Here is a 13,446-nt window from a genome sequence, read left to right on the forward strand (position 1 = left end):
GCGGGAATTGGAGAGTCGATGCTTGCCGATAAGATTTCATCTGTTGAAGATTCTCTTCCGGATCATATCGACCTTGCATATCTGCCCAAGTTGGGGGTGGTCCGGTTAAGGCTAAGTGGCCGCGCCTCGGATGTTGATACCTTAAAAAAAGAGATCGCTCTTTACGCATCGCAGATCGTTGGTCTGGTGGAAGAGTTTGTTGTTATTGAGGCCGATCTACCGCTTGAAAAGGCGATTTTAGATACTATGGCTGGAAAGGGGCTGACCTTATCTACCGCTGAAAGTTGCACTGGAGGATACATCGCTCGTCTTTTGACACAGCATCCGGGAAGCAGCAAAGTTTTTTTAGGCGGCGCCGTTTCGTATTCCAATGATTTGAAAATGACGATGCTGTCTGTTTCCGAAGAAACCCTTTATGAGTTTGGAGCAGTAAGTGAACAAACTGTTCTTGAAATGGCGAATGGCGCGGTTGTCAATTACAAATCGGATTATGCGATCTCAGTAAGCGGTATCGCTGGCCCGGATGGCGGAACTGAGGAAAAGCCAGTCGGAACCGTCTGGGTTGCTGTGGCGGGTAAAACGAAAACCATTTCGAAAAAATTTCAGTTCGGAAACAAAAGAGCTCAGAATATTGAAAGATCGGCGATCAATGCACTTTTTCTGCTGCATAAATTAGTGAAAGAAGAACAAGCTTAATGAAGATGTCCGAAAAAGCTTAGTTTTGTAATCAGATAACCAATTCATAAACCTACTATGGCCCGATACGAATTAGTGCTTCCTAAGATGGGGGAAAGCGTTGCCGAAGCTACTATCATTAAATGGACAAAGCAGCCCGGTGATTTAATAGATATAGATGAGTCTGTTTTAGAAATAGCCACTGATAAAGTCGATTCCGATGTACCGTCACCGGTAGCGGGAAAACTTATTGAGACGCTTTATAAAATGGATGATGTCGTTCAGGTAGGTGCCACGATCGCAATAATTGAAACCGGCGGTTCCTCAGGAGGCAATGAAGTTGCAGAAGATACTAAAGAGCCTGTTAAACATCCTGAAGCTCCAAAGGCTGATAATAGCACTCAGACCGATAGGGCAGAGCAGCTTGAGAGCGTATCTGCAGTTAGCCAGGAGCAAAGAAGCAACCCTGTTGCAGACAATACTTCCGGCAGATTTTATTCACCTCTGGTGAAAAGTATGGCCGCTGAAGAAGGAATAAGCACGACGCAGTTGGATTTAATTAAAGGCTCCGGATCAGAAGGCCGGGTTACGAAACAAGATGTTCTTGATTATATAAATGATAAGGATTCCAATGCTACAGCGCCGGTGGCTGCAATTCAGCCAGATGCCGAGCCTGCCAAAATAGCTCCGCCTGTACCAAAAACTCAGCCGGCAATTTCCGAACCAAAGACACAACCTGCTATTTCATTATCTGCAGGTGACGAAATAATCGAGATGGACCGTATGCGTAAGCTCATTGCTGAGCATATGGTGATGAGTAAACATACTTCACCTCACGTTACATCTTTTGTTGAGGCCGATGTTACCAATCTGGTTCAATGGAGAGACAAGGTGAAGAGTGATTTCGAGAAAAGAGAAGGTGAGAAGATAACCTTCACTCCGATATTCATGGAAGCAGTTGCCAAGGCGATCAAAGACCTTCCAATGATCAATGTTTCAGTTCATGGAACACAGATCATAAAAAAACGCGACATCAATATCGGGATGGCTGCAGCACTGCCTTCAGGCAATCTTATAGTGCCGGTTATAAAAAATGCAGACCAGCTAAACCTGGTGGGATTAACAAAGGCCGTAAATGACCTGACTAAGAGGGCGCGTAACTCTCAGCTTAAACCTGATGATACAGTAGGAGGAACCTTTACATTGACCAATGTCGGTACTTTCGGCAATGTGATGGGTACGCCTATTATAAACCAGCCTCAGGCAGCTATTCTAGCTGTAGGAGCAATCAAAAAGAAGCCTGCTGTTATGGAAACGGAATATGGGGATGTAATCGGGATCCGGCATATGATGTTCCTTTCTCTCTCTTATGATCACAGAGTAGTTGATGGTGCATTAGGTGGCTCATTTGTTAGAAAGGTCGCTGACTACCTTGAAGCGTGGGATATTAATCGCGAAATCTAAATTTAATACGGATATTTTTCAATACCAGATGAAACACCTAAAGGCATTCCTGATCTGCGTCGTACTCCTTCAAGGTTTGAGTTTCACGGGCATCGCTCAAGAGGCGCCACCATTCTTTAATGAAATTGAAGCATTCAAAAAGCAGGATGCCATTAATCCGCCGCCTAAGAACGTCATTCTTTTTGTGGGGAGTTCATCCTTCAGGGGCTGGACTAATGTTCAAAGCGCTTTTCCAGGCTACACGATAATTAATCGCGGCTTTGGAGGTTCAAGTTTGCCTGATGCTATCAGATATGCGCCTGATATTATTATTCCGTATCAGCCTAGGCAGGTTGTGATCTATGTCGGTGAGAATGATTTTCCTGCAGATGGCGTGAGTGCTGAAATTGTCTATGATAGATTTACAACATTGTTTGAGATCATAAGAAAGGGTCTTCCCAAAGCCCATATTCTGTTTGTTTCTTTTAAGCCAAGCCCAAGCAGGTTAAAATTCCTGCCTGAGATGGTAAAAGCAAATGCAATGATCAAGGACTATCTTAAAAAATACCGCAGGACGGATTATGTGGATGTCTATTCGAAAATGTTGCTTGCAGACGGCACACCCATGCCCGACATTTTCAAAGCAGATAAACTGCACATGACTGAAGCCGGATATGCCATCTGGCAAAAAGAGATAAAACCTTATTTGAAGAAATAGCTGTAAATGAATCAAGAGCCAAGAATCAAGAGCCAAGATATAATTCGGTTATTCCAGGTTACTAAATCTAATTTATATTTAAACTTCTACTTCTGTCGCTGACGATGTGAACAAAGGGAAATACTGGGAAGTTATTTAGTGTATTTCTGTCTTGATTCCTGGTTCTTGGTTCTCGAGTCTCAATTTCGTAAGCTCTTCAAATTTGCCTGTAAGCGCACCTGCTTGCGCGATAAATGCTCCATCATTCTCGATGAGGTCTTTTTTGGCGATCAGCTCGCTGATCTTTACCCCGCCAAGGACATATTTGAGCTCGACACTCTGATGTTGTTCTCCTATAAAATCGAAGTTGATCTGACCGATCAGGTCATCGCTTTTGTACCTGATATAGACAGGTAGAACATGGTCGTTTTGCAGCTTTAGCCTGGAGTCGTTATGATATTTTTTGTACTCATAACGGTAATCGTAACGCAGTGCAGCAATGTCAGAAAGCACTGCTGACCCTGTCGGATGGCCTCCAGCCCCTTTTCCATAGAATAATTGCTGATCAGCAAAAGCAGCTTTGACAGACACCGCATTGTATTCATTCTCAACATTGTATAGAAAATCGCTTTTAGGAACTAAACGAGGAATCACGTATAAAGCGATTTCGCTCTCATTCAGTTTTTTAGCAGTCGGAACTAACTTTATCTTAAGTTTATGCTCCTGAGCGAAATGAAGGTCGGCAATAGAAAAATTTTGAATTCCAGTGTTCAGGACTTCTTCTGGTTTTACGAAAGCGCCATAGGCATGGGCCGCTGCAATCACAAGTTTGAATTTAGCGTCATATCCTCCAACATCCAGCAAAGGGTCTGTTTCAGCGAAACCAAGATCCTGAGCCTGCTTCAATGCGTCATTGTACTCAAGGCCTTCATTTGCAATTTTTGAAAGAATATAATTTGACGATCCATTGAATATCCCGCTGATGGAATGCAGGAGTTCATTGTCATAATACTCCTCAAGGTTCCGAATGATTGGAATACTGCCGCAAACAGCACCTTCGTATAAAAGAGATGTTCCATGTTCATTCTGAAGCGTAACGAGTTCGTTAAGGTGTTCAGCAATCATCTTCTTATTCGCAGAAACTACATTTTTGCCGCTCTTTAAAGCTTTTGTTGTAATCTCGAAAGCTGCATCAGCATCGTTGATCAGCTCGACAACTGTATTAATTTCAGGATTATCCAGAATGTCTGTTGCATCAGTGGAAAACAAACTTTTCGGAAGTGTTCTTGGTTTTGTAGGATTCTTGATCACTATTTTCCTGATCTCAATATTAAGATCTTTAGTGCTGATGATATCATGCAGGCCCTGACCCACAACTCCGAAGCCGAAAAGGCCTATTGTTAATCTTTTACTCATTTAAGCGATTTTGTGTAAGCTGATCACCTGGTTTTCAGTTTCAGCAGTATTAATAAATGTTCCGATTTCTTTTGTAAGGATCTCTGTTTCTATAAGGAAGCCGTCATGGCCATAAAATGAATTCAGTTCGGCGAAACGGGCGCCGGGAATGTTCTTTGCGAGGAATTGTTGTTCTTCTAAAGGGAACAGAACGTCATTAACTATCCCAATTACAAGAGTTTTAGCCTCAATCTGCCGTAATGCGTCAACAATTGAAGGTCTTTTCCGTCCAACGTTATGGCTGTCCATTGCCTTTGTAAGATACCAGTAACTATAGGCATTGAAGCGGTTAACCAGCTTCTCTCCCTGATAATTCTGATAAGAAGAAGCCTTGAAGTCTGTGATCTTTTCAGTGCCAACTTCTAACTGGGTGGCTCCGTATGTTCCGTAGCTTCTGTAGGAGAGAAGGGCAATGCTCCGGGCCACTTTTAAGCCTTTCTTGCCGCCATTTTCTAATTGAGAATAAAACGTGCGATCAGTAGTAATTGCAAGTCGCTGGCTCTCATTAAAAGCAATACCCCACGCTGAATGCTGCGCGTTTGCAGCGATAACAACCAGCTTCTTTACTCGCCTTGGCTCCAGAATTGCCCATTCCATTGCCTGCTGGCCACCAAGTGATCCACCTATCAGCAAGCCGATCTCCGGTAAACCAAGGTGGTCGGCAAGGATTTTATGCGAAGCGGCAATATCTCTTACTGTGAATTCAGGGAAGGCTAGATAATAGGGAAGGCCGGTAACATTATTTTTACTAAGCGGGTTAGTTGTGCCGTAGTGGGAACCCAAAACATTCGCACAAACGATAAAGTGCTCTTTTGGATTAAACAGACAATTATCTCCAAAAAGTCCTTTCCACCATTCAAACACATTGGAATTTGCTGTAAGAGCGTGACATACCCAAATAACGTTGTTTTTTTTCCCATTCAATGAACCGTAAGTATGATAAACTATCTGTAAGTTGTTTATCTTCTTACCGCTTTCAAGCTTGAATGGCTTCTTATGGTAATATATATTCTCAGTGTTCATTCTTATTTTTAAGATCGTGGCTGGAAAACCCAGCTGGTATTTAGTTTAATTCTTTCGCCGTAAGGCTTGTTCAATTTTAATATACGTTTGTGATTTTTACGTGAGGATATCGGCGACCTGCCGTTATATAAAGTGGAAAAAAGGGTAAACCCTTAACAATCTTCAATAACAGCAGGTCGTGCGCATGCACAGACAATCAACTTCAAAAATAAATTGCTGATGAGCCTTTGGCTTAATGCTTTCCGTTTTGGAAAATACAGGAACTGTAGTGTTTTCTCTTTTCATCCTTATAAATTTATATTTCCCTTTCGGGACAGGAATTGGCACCTTCCCCGAATTTACCGGGGGGTTGTCAGTGGGTCATAGAGCCTGATCTCTCGCCACTTCTGTATAAATCAATAAACTAAGAGCTTATTGAAGACAGATTGATATTGCTACCAAATAATATTTCAAATATAGGTGTTGGATTATATTGAAACCAAATTTAATTTGCAAAATATTTTAATTCATTGACCGTCAATCAATTGACTTAAAGGCATTTTCAAGATCCTTGATCAGATCGGTAATGTTTTCAATCCCAACTGAGACTCGAATTAAGTTTTGAGGAGTTTTTGTAGCAGGGCCTTCAACAGAAGCACGATGTTCAACAAGACTCTCCACACCGCCCAAACTTGTCGCCTGAGTAAAAATTTTAAGAGCATTTACAACCTTAATAGCTTCATCTGACCCTCCTTTTACGAGGAATGAAAGCATTGCGCCAAATGTACTCATCTGTTGTTTAGCAACTTCATGGCCAGGGTGACTTTCCAGACCGGGGTAATAGACCTTCTCCACAAAAGCACTTTTTTCAAGGAACTCAGCAATCTGAATAGCATTCTCATTATGCCCGCGCATACGATATGGAAGGGTTTTAATTCCTCTAACCGTCATATAGCAATCGAAAGGAGAGGGCACAGCACCTCCAAGAACCTGGATGGCTCTGATTTTATCCCAAAAGGAATCCTTTACGGCCGTCACCAGAACCCCGCCAAGGACATCGCTATGTCCGCTAAGGTATTTGGTTGTAGAGTGCATCACGAAGTCACACCCCAGGGTCAACGGAAGCTGAAAAATAGGGGTGCTGAATGTATTGTCACATGCAAGCAGTATACCCTTGGATTTTGCAAGCACTACAAGTGCCTTTATATCACAGATTTTCAGCAGTGGATTAGAGGGTGTCTCAATCCAGATCAATTTGGTTTCCGGCCGAACGAGTTTTCTAACAGCAGGCAAATCTGACATATCAACGAAATCTACATCCAGAATTCCTTCAAACACCTGAAGAAGTTGAGCCCGCAAGCCATGATACATATCATCAGGAGCAATTATATGTGATCCTGGAGACAGGGCCTGAAAAAGAGCGGCAGCCGCCGCATTTCCCGACGAAAAGGCACATGCGTCAGGCCCTTGCTCTAATTTGGCTATTACATTTTCAAGAGATTTTCTGTTGGGATTATCAATTCGAGAATAAATAAATCCTTCCGGATAGCTGCCATCCAAAGCCCGCTGATAAGTGGTTGATAAAGATATAGGCTGAATAACAGCTTTGGAATGTTCGTCAATTTTATTTCCGGCGTGAATGGCTATGGTTTCTATTTTCATTAAATGTTGTTTTTAAGGCTGGGAAGCTTTCATAAATATAAAAGCAACGATGCTTGAACTGGGGCTTAATTTACAATTACCTATCGATAAAAATAAATCCGGCTGCCTATTCGTATTTTTACATGCTTTTACAAGCAAATGATACTGATTAGACGCACTTATCGTACTTTTGTAGAAAGAACTCTGAATGAACTCTGAATTAAGTTTCAATCTCCTTTTAGCCGACAAAAACCTTCCTGCTGATCTCAGATCCATAGCAGAGAAAGTAAAATCAGGTGATCGCATTTCTTTCGACGAAGGTGTTCTGTTATATGAAAAGGCTGATCTTGGCTATGTCGGAATTCTGGCCAATTTTATCCGCGAAAAGCGGCATGGCGATAAAACCTACTTTAACCGTAATTTTCATATAGAACCAACTAATCTGTGTGTATACGATTGTAAGTTCTGCTCGTATTCCGTTCTTATAAAAGAACGGTCGGATGGCTGGGAATACACCATGCAGGATATGCTTGACATAGTAAAAAAATACGATGGCCAGCCGGTAACTGAGGTACACATCGTTGGCGGGGTTCTTCCGCAGTATGATGTAGAGTTTTATTCCGAACTATTTACCGCTATCCATAAACATCGCCCTGAATTGCATGTTAAAGCATTAACGCCAGTTGAGTATCACTATATCTTTAAAAAGGCGAAAATAGATTATGCAACCGGGATGAAACTAATGAAGGAGGCCGGTCTTGAATCTATACCTGGCGGCGGCGCCGAAATATTTCATCCGGATATCCGGGTACAAATCGCAAAAGACAAATGCACGGGCGACCAGTGGCTGGAAATCCACGAGGAATGGCATAAATTAGGGATGAGGTCTAATGCAACAATGCTTTATGGACATATCGAGGAATATTGGCATCGGATCGATCATATGGAAAGGCTTAGAGCTCTTCAGGATAGGACAGGCGGATTCCAAACTTTCATCCCCTTGAAATTCAGGAATCAGGACAATCAAATGTCAAATATTCCGGAGGTATCTGTGATAGAAGATCTTAGAAATTACGCGATAGCCCGGATTTACCTTGATAACTTCGATCATATAAAGGCCTACTGGGCGATGATCAGCCGGAATACTGCGCAGCTTTCGCTTAATTTCGGTGTTGATGATATCGATGGAACACTTGACGATACCACCAAAATTTACTCTATGGCTGGGGCTGAAGAGCAGCACCCGGCGATGTCAACGCAGGAATTGGTTGAGCTTATAAAACATGTGGGGCGACATCCAATAGAGCGTGATACGCTTTATAATGTAATTACTGACTATCAGAACCATGAATTTCCACTTGAGGAAAAACCTAAATTTTATAAATTACCAGTGCTGAATTGAAGAAAACACTATATATAATCCGCCACGGCGAAACAGATCTGAACAAGCGGGGAGTTGTACAAGGCCGGGGAATGGATACAGATTTAAATGATCGGGGCAGGGAACAGGCAGAAGCGTTTTACCAGGCTTACAAAGATGTTCCTTTTGATAAAATATACACCTCGACGCTAAAACGAACCCATCAAACCGTCGGGAAATTCATCGACACTAATATTCCCTGGACTCAGTATCCTGGCCTAGATGAGCTTGGCTGGGGGATCTATGAGGGGATGGAAAGCAGTGAGTTTATCCGGGGTGAATTCGTTAGCATTCTGGGCAAATGGAATGCAGGTGAGCTGCATCATAAGTTCGAAAGAGGTGAAAGCCCCCTGGAGGTCAAAGAAAGGCAGTTAACTGTGCTTGAAACGCTGATTGAAGATGCCGATGATCAGAATATTCTTATCTGCATGCACGGGCGGGCTCTGCGCTTGTTCCTTTGCTTGTTAACGAATATACCTTTGAGTGAAATGGACTCATTCCCACATTCCAACACCACTTTATACAAGGTCGAATATGACGGGGCAGAATTCCATATCATTGATTTCAATAACACAGATCATTTAAATTCCATTCCGATTGGCTTTGAATAAAATCAAAATTTCCGCAGTTTCATATACGAATACCAAACCATTTGTCTACGGCTTAATGCATTCGGGCATTCTAGATCAGATTGATTTGAGTTTAGATATCCCTTCAGATTGCGCATATAAGTTAATTAATAATCAGGTAGATATAGGTTTAGTTCCGGTTGCAGCTTTGCTTGAAATCCCGGACTATAAGATCATATCTAATTATTGTATCGGTGCAAGCGGCGCGGTTGATTCGGTTTTTATTTTTAGCAATAAGCCAATAGAAGAGGTCAGGACAATCACGCTTGACGTACAGTCTAGAACCTCCAATAACCTTGCGAAGGTCCTGCTGAAAAACTATTGGAAGGTCACACCTGATTTTGTTGTGGAAGAGCCTGCAGACGCTTTTGTCCAGATCGGCGACCGTACATTCGGTAAAAAAGAACAGTACGCGTACAGATACGATCTTGCTGAAGAATGGCAGAAATTTAACGGATTACCTTTCGTTTTTGCTGTATGGGCTGCAAATAAGGAGATTCCGGAAACTTTCGTGCTCGACTTTAATGAAGCTTTGAAATATGGATTAGAGCATCGTAATGACGTAATTAAAGGAATTACACGTAAGGAAAACTTTGATTTTGAAGATTATTTGATCAACAAAATCGACTATATCTTAGACGAGAAGAAACTTGAAGCGTTAAAGACGTTTCACGAATTGATTAAAAAGCTATAGCACCTAATTAGCTAAGCTACTAAGCACAAGCTGAATAGCCTTATCTACCACTTTAGCAGGGTTAGCGGAAAATTCAAGCTTTGTCCGGCTTGCAAGTATCGCATTCAGAGATAATGCTCTATGACCTAACACACTTGCTAAAGCATAGATCCCGGCCGTTTCCATCTCAAGGTTTGTTAAACGGTGATTTCCGGACCTGAATGAGCTAAATAGAGAAATCAGGTTTGGAACCGTAGTTTTCGCGCGAACCTCACGGCCTTGCGGAGCATAAAATCCTGGTGCGGTTACTGTGATTCCCTTTTCGAGATCTTGCCCTATCAAATTTAGTAATCCTTTATCCGCTGCGATCAGATAAGGTGAAATACCCTGAATATGCTTGAAATGTGATTTGACTGAATCCAGTAACTGGTGCTCATCACCAGAAACGGTATGAACATAATAATGCATCAATGCATCGAGGCCCAATGCAAATTCAGAAACCAATATAGTGTCCATTGGAATATCGTCCTGAATAGCGCCTGAAGTGCCTATACGGATAATATCCAGGCTTTTTAATGTACTGTTAACCAGCCGGGTATCGAAATTGATATTTACCAGGGCATCAAGCTCATTTAGGACAATATCTATATTATCAGTCCCTATGCCTGTTGAAATAACAGTAATCCGTCGCGAGCCAATATATCCCGTGTGGGTAATGAATTCACGTTTACCTTTTCTTACTTCTATGCGGTCAAAGTGCCGGCTAACATCGCTGACCCTGTCGGGATCGCCAACGGTTATAACCGTATCTGCAATATCTCCCGGCAGCAAATTAAGATGGTAGACACTGCCGTCTTCATTAAGTATGAGATCTGTTTTTGATATAGTTTTCATTATTTTGGCTAATGTGAGCGAAGGAATATCACTAATTCTGTAGTCCTATTAAAATGAGCTATCCCTTTCGAGATAGCTCGGTTTTTAAGTATTGGTAATTTTATTTGCTCGTGGTTTAACGTAATAATTTCTGCTTAGCTTTTTAAGTTTAAACTCTATTTTTTGAATTTTACATAAGTTTCTAACCAATTATCCTGCTCCCAAAGCATGTGCAAAATATTTTCTTTACCTCTATAACTATGCGCTTCATAAGGTAAAAAAGCAAATCTTACAGTGCCGCCAGCACCTTTAATCGCAGCAAATAGACGTTCACTATTGATAGGGTAGGTACCTGTGTTATCATCACTATCGCCATGTATCAGTAGGATTGGTGTTTTAATCTTGTCAGCATAGCTAAACGGACTCATTTCATGATATAATTGAGGAGCTTGCCAATAAGTTCTTTCTTCATTTTGAAAACCAAACGGGGTCAACGTTCGATTATATGCTCCACTCCTTGCAATTCCTGCTGCAAATAAATTAGTATGGGCTAATAAATTCGCCGTCATAAATGCACCGTAACTGTGCCCACCAACCGCCATTCTCTTTCTATCACCAACACCCATATCAGCTAGTTTCCCAATTGCTGCTTCGGCATTAAGTTTCAATTGCTCGACAAAAGTATCATTCGGACGTTTATCTCCTTGTGCTACAATTGGCATTTCCGCATTGTCTAATACAGCATAGCCTCTGGTGACCCAGAAAACTGGACTAGCCCAGCTCAGGGTGGTAAATCTATTCTCAGATCCCCGTACCTGGGCAGCATCAGCAGCAGAGATAAACTCCCTCGGGTAAGCCCAAATTATTGTTGGTAAAGGCCCATCCTTGGCTTTATCATAATCTTTTGGTAAATATAAATCACCCGTTAGGTCTATACCATCAGCTCTTTTATAAAAAACCTTTTCTTTTGTTATGCCTTCAAGTCCAGGATAGGGATTAGTAAAATTTGTTACCGGTACATCGGCAGAGTTCAAAGTTAAATTCTTGATATAATAATTAGGGACAACTTTTTGACCTTCTCTTCGGGTTAATAAAATTAATTTAACCGGGTCAATTACATCACTCACGAATTCATAAGTTCCTTCAGCACTTCTCCATATAATCTCATTCGTTTTAGTTGTTAAGTCCAGTTTTGATAAATAGGGCAAATCACCTTTTTGTGATGCTCCTATAGCGTTATTCATCAATATTTTAGTATTATTATCTACCAGGGTAATTACCTGTCTGCCGTACTTATTTTTTGATGTCACCGGACTGCCAAAACTTCCATAAGCATCTGTTTGGTTTCTTGAATATAATTCTACTAAGGATCCGGTCGTAGGATTAAACGTGCTTACTTTACTCGTTTGCTTACTTCTCAAACCTTCATTAACTAATGCTAAATTTTCGTTTCCCCATTGCACTCCTCTATATCTTGTAATCGTTTTGAATAATTCTTTTTCGAAACCAGTGAATGGAGCACTTAAAGCATATACAGCGTCATGAAACGGCACTTCAGTTTTGATTAGACCACCATCTAAAGGTTTTGCCCATGTTATTGTGGCCGGCTCATCATCCCTCCAATCAAAACCTCTGGGGACATTTTGTAAATTATCATAGCCCGAAGGTGTGCCTTCCCTTGATGGTAATTCCGCGATAACTTTAACAACTTTACCGGTTAAATCCTGGATAGCTACAGTTGAAGGAAAGCCTCCTGCAGTGACTAAATATGAAAACGGTTTTTTTATAGAATTTACTAATAGATATTTTTTATCTGGAGATAAAATAACCGAAGAATAAATAGCAGGTTTACCAATTGGGGTTTCTAAGCCTGCAGTATTTTTCACTAGCTGGGAAGTTGCGTAAAACTCAAATAAGCTCTCATCATATGGAGATTTAATTAAATCCTGATAAGTAGCGCCTGGGGCTGCTTTTCCTAAACTTTGCTGAACTGTCGGGCCTTTAGGTTTTAATGGTTTTTGAGGTGCCAAACTTGCTGGCTGCAATATCGTTCTATAAATAACAGTCTGATCATTTAACCAGGTAGTCCCATTACCTAACACCACATTTAAAAATTGTTTATTGATTTTTACAGCCTTTTTTGTAGCGACATCAATCATATATAAATCAACTCCTTTGGCAGAAGTATTGGTGAAAATAATTTTATTTTCTGACAGATTCCAACTCACACTACCTGCCAGAAGCGGTTGTGGTAAGCCACTTACCTGAAAAGTTTGCTGAGTTTTTAAATTTTTAAGACTAAAATTATTTATAAAAGACTGACGGCTAGGAGCAAAATTATTGGGGTTGATTCTTAAACCTGCAATTCTATATTCTGGCAAAGCCAATTCCTCTACAGAAGGGTAAGAATTTCTCTCGCTAAATAAAATCCATTCGGCTTTCCCATCCATGCTAATCGATGGTGTCGGTTTCGCAAGTAAAAGATCGGAGATCTCTTTTGGCGGTATTCTATAACTTACATCATCTTGTGCATATGAAAAAGTTGTTGAAAGGCTAGCTCCAATAAAAAAATAAACTAAGGTTTTCTTATTCATAAATTAAATTTAATTTGAAATAAATATACTACTAAATGAACCTATAACCGGCTTTGGCTGCGTAACAATACGAATGTTTTCGAAAAAAAACACAGTTTACATTAATCTGCACTGCATCATAGAAAGTCTATTCCCAGGGACATGCGTAAGCAAAAAAGGTCGCCCGTTAACAATCCAATTGTGGCGGTGGAAGAGGAATAAATCAATCATAATTATTTCGCCAAATATTTAAAATGTCGGATCCAATATTGCACGTTTGATGGGGCTTACCCACTATATATGGAGATAAAATACCACTTTTCCATTTTTGTGGACCCGTAAACACCCTTGCCTCATCCCACAAA

General features: G+C 41.0%; 11 protein-coding genes, 1 pseudogene and 1 riboswitch. Of the genes and pseudogenes, 6 read left to right on the top strand and 6 right to left on the bottom strand.

Annotated elements, in window-relative coordinates; translation table 11 throughout:
- From WKF69_RS10360 to WKF69_RS10370, 3 genes are all read left to right on the top strand, one after another.
- On the top strand, positions 1-696 hold a 696-nt coding region (locus WKF69_RS10360), incomplete at its 5' end, for a nicotinamide-nucleotide amidohydrolase family protein (RefSeq protein WP_340381629.1).
- Between the two features lie 57 nt (positions 697-753).
- Positions 754-2,139: a dihydrolipoamide acetyltransferase family protein gene (locus tag WKF69_RS10365; protein ID WP_340381630.1), complete on the top strand. Its 1,386-nt coding sequence runs from the start codon at positions 754-756 to the stop codon at positions 2,137-2,139.
- Positions 2,140-2,167: 28 nt separating this feature from the next.
- Positions 2,168-2,836, top strand: a complete 669-nt coding sequence (locus WKF69_RS10370) for a GDSL-type esterase/lipase family protein (protein WP_340381631.1) — start codon at positions 2,168-2,170, stop codon at positions 2,834-2,836.
- Positions 2,837-2,971: 135 nt separating this feature from the next.
- Here the strand turns inward: WKF69_RS10370 and WKF69_RS10375 are convergent, their stop codons facing one another.
- The 3 genes from WKF69_RS10375 to WKF69_RS10385 all read right to left on the bottom strand — a co-directional run bounded on the left by WKF69_RS10375 (position 2,972) and on the right by WKF69_RS10385 (position 6,934).
- A complete protein-coding gene (locus WKF69_RS10375) occupies positions 2,972-4,231 on the bottom strand; it encodes a homoserine dehydrogenase (RefSeq protein ID WP_340381632.1) in 1,260 nt (419 codons plus the stop codon).
- Complete coding sequence (gene metX / locus WKF69_RS10380; protein WP_340381633.1) at positions 4,232-5,293, bottom strand: homoserine O-acetyltransferase; 1,062 nt, start codon at positions 5,291-5,293, stop codon at positions 4,232-4,234. It lies immediately after the preceding gene.
- A 292-nt stretch (positions 5,294-5,585) separates the two neighbouring features.
- A riboswitch (SAM riboswitch) is annotated at positions 5,586-5,690 on the bottom strand.
- Positions 5,691-5,809: 119 nt separating this feature from the next.
- Complete coding sequence (locus WKF69_RS10385; RefSeq protein ID WP_340381634.1) at positions 5,810-6,934, bottom strand: aminotransferase class I/II-fold pyridoxal phosphate-dependent enzyme; 1,125 nt, start codon at positions 6,932-6,934, stop codon at positions 5,810-5,812.
- 187 nt (positions 6,935-7,121) lie between these two features.
- Between WKF69_RS10385 and mqnE the strand changes: the two genes are divergently transcribed.
- Genes mqnE through WKF69_RS10400 form a run of 3 tightly spaced genes read left to right on the top strand, consistent with a single transcriptional unit; the run spans position 7,122 to position 9,656 of the window.
- A complete protein-coding gene (gene mqnE, locus WKF69_RS10390; protein ID WP_340381635.1) occupies positions 7,122-8,315 on the top strand; it encodes an aminofutalosine synthase MqnE in 1,194 nt (397 codons plus the stop codon).
- A complete protein-coding gene (locus WKF69_RS10395) occupies positions 8,312-8,944 on the top strand; it encodes a histidine phosphatase family protein (protein ID WP_340381636.1) in 633 nt (210 codons plus the stop codon). Before mqnE ends, WKF69_RS10395 begins: the two co-directional genes overlap by 4 nt.
- Positions 8,937-9,656 (top strand): menaquinone biosynthesis protein, encoded by a 720-nt coding sequence (locus tag WKF69_RS10400; protein WP_340381637.1) that lies wholly within the window; start codon positions 8,937-8,939, stop codon positions 9,654-9,656. The genes WKF69_RS10395 and WKF69_RS10400 overlap by 8 nt, the downstream gene beginning before the upstream one ends.
- 3 nt (positions 9,657-9,659) lie before the next feature.
- On the opposite strand, the gene WKF69_RS10405 is transcribed toward WKF69_RS10400, so the two are convergent.
- The 3 genes and pseudogenes from WKF69_RS10405 to WKF69_RS10415 form a co-directional block, all read right to left on the bottom strand.
- Positions 9,660-10,529, bottom strand: coding sequence for a nucleoside phosphorylase (locus WKF69_RS10405; RefSeq protein WP_340381638.1), 870 nt, complete (start codon positions 10,527-10,529; stop codon positions 9,660-9,662).
- Positions 10,530-10,684: 155 nt separating this feature from the next.
- Complete coding sequence (locus WKF69_RS10410) at positions 10,685-13,102, bottom strand: prolyl oligopeptidase family serine peptidase (RefSeq protein WP_340381639.1); 2,418 nt, start codon at positions 13,100-13,102, stop codon at positions 10,685-10,687.
- 202 nt (positions 13,103-13,304) lie between these two features.
- Positions 13,305-13,446, bottom strand: a pseudogene (locus WKF69_RS10415) (riboflavin biosynthesis protein RibD); the annotation flags it as partial.

Origin of the sequence: Daejeonella sp. (genome assembly GCF_037719425.1) — a bacterium.
Taxonomy (GTDB): domain Bacteria; phylum Bacteroidota; class Bacteroidia; order Sphingobacteriales; family Sphingobacteriaceae; genus Daejeonella.

What these genes read in the sequence shown, in the direction of transcription:
- WKF69_RS10365 (WP_340381630.1), top strand. Translation starts at nt 754, where the DNA reads ATGGCCCGATACGAATTAGTGCTTCCTAAGATGGGGGAAAGCGTTGCC.
- WKF69_RS10370 (WP_340381631.1), top strand. Translation starts at nt 2,168, where the DNA reads ATGAAACACCTAAAGGCATTCCTGATCTGCGTCGTACTCCTTCAAGGT.
- WKF69_RS10375 (WP_340381632.1), bottom strand. Translation starts at nt 4,231, where the DNA reads ATGAGTAAAAGATTAACAATAGGCCTTTTCGGCTTCGGAGTTGTGGGT.
- metX (WP_340381633.1), bottom strand. Translation starts at nt 5,293, where the DNA reads ATGAACACTGAGAATATATATTACCATAAGAAGCCATTCAAGCTTGAA.
- WKF69_RS10385 (WP_340381634.1), bottom strand. Translation starts at nt 6,934, where the DNA reads ATGAAAATAGAAACCATAGCCATTCACGCCGGAAATAAAATTGACGAA.
- mqnE (WP_340381635.1), top strand. Translation starts at nt 7,122, where the DNA reads ATGAACTCTGAATTAAGTTTCAATCTCCTTTTAGCCGACAAAAACCTT.
- WKF69_RS10405 (WP_340381638.1), bottom strand. Translation starts at nt 10,529, where the DNA reads ATGAAAACTATATCAAAAACAGATCTCATACTTAATGAAGACGGCAGT.
- WKF69_RS10410 (WP_340381639.1), bottom strand. Translation starts at nt 13,102, where the DNA reads ATGAATAAGAAAACCTTAGTTTATTTTTTTATTGGAGCTAGCCTTTCA.